The following is a 2,885-nucleotide window of genomic DNA, read 5'->3' on the forward strand; positions in this document are numbered from 1 at the left end:
GGCATCACGAATATCCTGGACGTCATTCCCTTTCCGCGGACCTTGCGCCACCTCGAATTTTGAAATCGGCCCCCCCCCATAAGCGAGGAATCCGCCATGCCATCGACCATACCTATGTCCCTGATGTCCGACCATGACGTCTACCTGTTCCGTGAAGGGCGGCACTACCGTCTGTATGACAAGTTCGGGGCCCATCCCATGGCCGTGGACGGCCAGGGCGGGACTTTTTTCGCCGTGTGGGCCCCCAATGCGAGCTTCGTGTCCGTGAGCGGCGATTTCAATTCTTGGGAACGGGGGGCGAATCCGCTGGCAATCCGCGCGGACGAATCGGGCATCTGGGAGGGATTCGTGCCCGGGGCCATGCCCGGGCAGACCTACAAATTCCACGTTAGCGCCCGGGACATGTGGTACACCGTGGACAAGGCCGACCCTTTCGCCTTTGCCGCCGAGGAACCGCCCCGTTCGGCCTCCCGAATCTGGAAGTCGGAATATTCCTGGTCCGACGGGGACTGGATGGCCGAGCGGTGGAAGAAGAATGCCCTGGACGCACCCTGTTCCATCTACGAGATCCATCTGGGATCCTGGCGCCGTTCCCCGGACGACCCGGACAAGGTTCTGGACTACAAAACCCTGGCTCGGGAGCTGGCCTCCCATGCTCTGGAAAATGGGTTCACCCATGTTGAGCTCATGCCCGTGAACGAGCATCCCTTTTACGGATCCTGGGGCTACCAAGCCACGAGCTACTTCGCGCCCACGTCCCGGTACGGCACCCCGGACGATTTTCGGTTCTTCGTCGATTACCTCCATCGGCAGGGTATCGGGGTCATCCTAGACTGGGTGCCCTCGCATTTTGCCGCCGACGAGCATGGCCTGGCCTATTTCGACGGCTCCCATCTCTACGAGCACAAGGATGCCCGCAAGGGTTTCCATCCGGACTGGAAGAGCTATCTCTTCAACTACGGCCGTAACGAGGTCCGTGAGTTTCTCCTTTCCAGCGCCCTCTACTGGTTGGACCAATTCCATATCGACGGCCTGCGGGTGGACGCCGTGGCCTCCATGCTCTACCTGGACTATTCCCGCAAGGATGGTGAATGGATTCCCAACGAGCACGGGGGAAACGAGAATCTGGAGGCCATCGAATTTTTGCGGGAACTCAACCGGGCGGTCTATGCCGAATATCCCGACGTGCAGACCATGGCCGAGGAATCGACTTCCTGGCCGATGGTCTCCCGGCCCATCTATCTCGGAGGCCTGGGATTCGGCATGAAGTGGAATATGGGGTGGATGAACGACACTCTGGACTATTTCGCCAAGGATCCCGTCCATCGCAAGTACCATCACAACAGCCTGACCTTCAGCATCATGTATGCTTGGTCCGAGAACTTCATTTTGCCCCTGTCTCACGACGAGGTGGTTCACGGCAAATGTTCCCTGGCCGGACGCATGCCCGGGGACGACTGGCAGAAGCTGGCCAACCTGCGCCTGCTTCTAGGCTACATGCATGGCCAGCCGGGCAAGAAGCTTCTGTTCATGGGCGGAGAATTTGGCCAGTGGCGGGAGTGGAACCACGATCGGAGCCTGGACTGGCATTTGCTGGCCGAACCGGCCCATGCCGGGATCCTGACCTGGGTCAGGGATTTGAACCGCTTCCGGCTCGAACACCCGGCCATGTATAAGCGGGATTTCTCACCGGCCGGATTCGAGTGGATCGACTGCCATGACTCGGACCAGAGTGTGTTGGGGTTCATTCGCCGGGACGATGCCGGGGGAGAGGTCGTAGTGGTCTGCAACTTCACGCCCGTGCCCCGGGAAGGCTACCGGGTGGGCGTGGACCGGCCCGGCTTGTGGCGGGAGGCTCTTAACAGCGATGCGTCCGTGTATGGTGGAAGCGGCATGGGCAACATGGGACGAGTTTCGGCCAAAAACGAGCGGGAAGATGGTCGGGAATTCTGTCTGGAACTTGTGCTTCCGCCATTGGGAGTGTTGTTTCTGGTTCCGGAAGACTGAAGAACCCCGGCTCCCGGAATCGGGGGCCGGGGTTCTGATCCGGTCCGTCCGGACGACATCCGGGCCTTCAGAGGGTCTTGAAGGCGGGTTAGGCAAAGATGTCCGAGGGAACGTAGGGGTGGGTGCCCTCAATGACCTTGATGCCGGCCTTGGCCGTTATTTTCTTGATGATCTCCGCTTTGTACGGGCATTGCTCGGCAATGCAAGGAGCGATGTGGATGACGGTCGGTTTTTCGTTCATGGGCGCATTCCAGAGCTTGACCTGCATCAGGCGGGTGACGATGGCCGGAGCCGGGCATCCTCCGCATCCCACCATACCTACGATTTCCGCCTCGACTCCATCGTATATTTCAAACACCCCGGTGCGGCGGTTAAAGGCCACCAGGCATCGCGAACAGCCGATACAGACATCATCCATGGTATTCTTGCAACCGATGATCAAAATTTTTTCCATTCTTCAATCTCCTCGCCGTGATAGTGTTGTAAAACGATACAAAACCCGTTTGACATAGACCCGAATCGAACCACCGGCAAGAGAAGGCGAACTTTGATCAAGAGGGTACTCGGACGACCGAAATTTGGGTATTTTCCTTGCCGATCAGGAGAAATCAGTTGTCGGCCAGTGATAATGGACGTAGGGATTGAAGAAAACGTGACGGTGGAGGTGGCCATGCCGGTTCATCTGAATTTCAAGAATTAGACCTTCACTCCCGGATCGATCTTCGGAAGTCCTCGCGATTTTCATCAATCTTCGGCGCGGAGACCCCTTCCTTCAGGTGGGGGAGGAAGCGCCGCCTCCTATTTCCTCTTGACATTTGTACAAAACTATTGCATATATGATTTATGAAACGCACCGTCCGTCTCAAACTCCACCCCAC

At 57.9% G+C, this 2,885-nt stretch carries 2 protein-coding genes; one reads left to right on the forward strand and one right to left on the reverse strand.

Annotated features, from left to right (window positions below; all coding sequences use genetic code 11):
• Window positions 1-96 precede the first annotated feature (96 nt).
• On the forward strand, window positions 97-2,007 hold the full coding sequence (gene glgB / locus EOM25_13600; GenBank protein NCC26208.1) for a 1,4-alpha-glucan branching protein GlgB: 1,911 nt from the start codon (window positions 97-99) through the stop codon (window positions 2,005-2,007).
• A gap of 88 nt (window positions 2,008-2,095) precedes the next feature.
• Here glgB and EOM25_13605 read toward each other — a convergent pair whose 3' ends face one another.
• On the reverse strand, window positions 2,096-2,461 hold the full coding sequence (locus EOM25_13605; protein ID NCC26209.1) for a CGGC domain-containing protein: 366 nt from the start codon (window positions 2,459-2,461) through the stop codon (window positions 2,096-2,098).
• Window positions 2,462-2,885 lie beyond the last annotated feature (424 nt).

The sequence above is a fragment of the Deltaproteobacteria bacterium genome, assembly GCA_009929795.1.
Classification (GTDB): domain Bacteria; phylum Desulfobacterota; class Desulfovibrionia; order Desulfovibrionales; family Desulfomicrobiaceae; genus RZZR01.

Coding starts and splice junctions, on each gene's coding strand:
- glgB (NCC26208.1), top strand. CDS start 97: ATGCCATCGACCATACCTATGTCCCTGATGTCCGACCATGACGTCTAC.
- EOM25_13605 (NCC26209.1), bottom strand. CDS start 2,461: ATGGAAAAAATTTTGATCATCGGTTGCAAGAATACCATGGATGATGTC.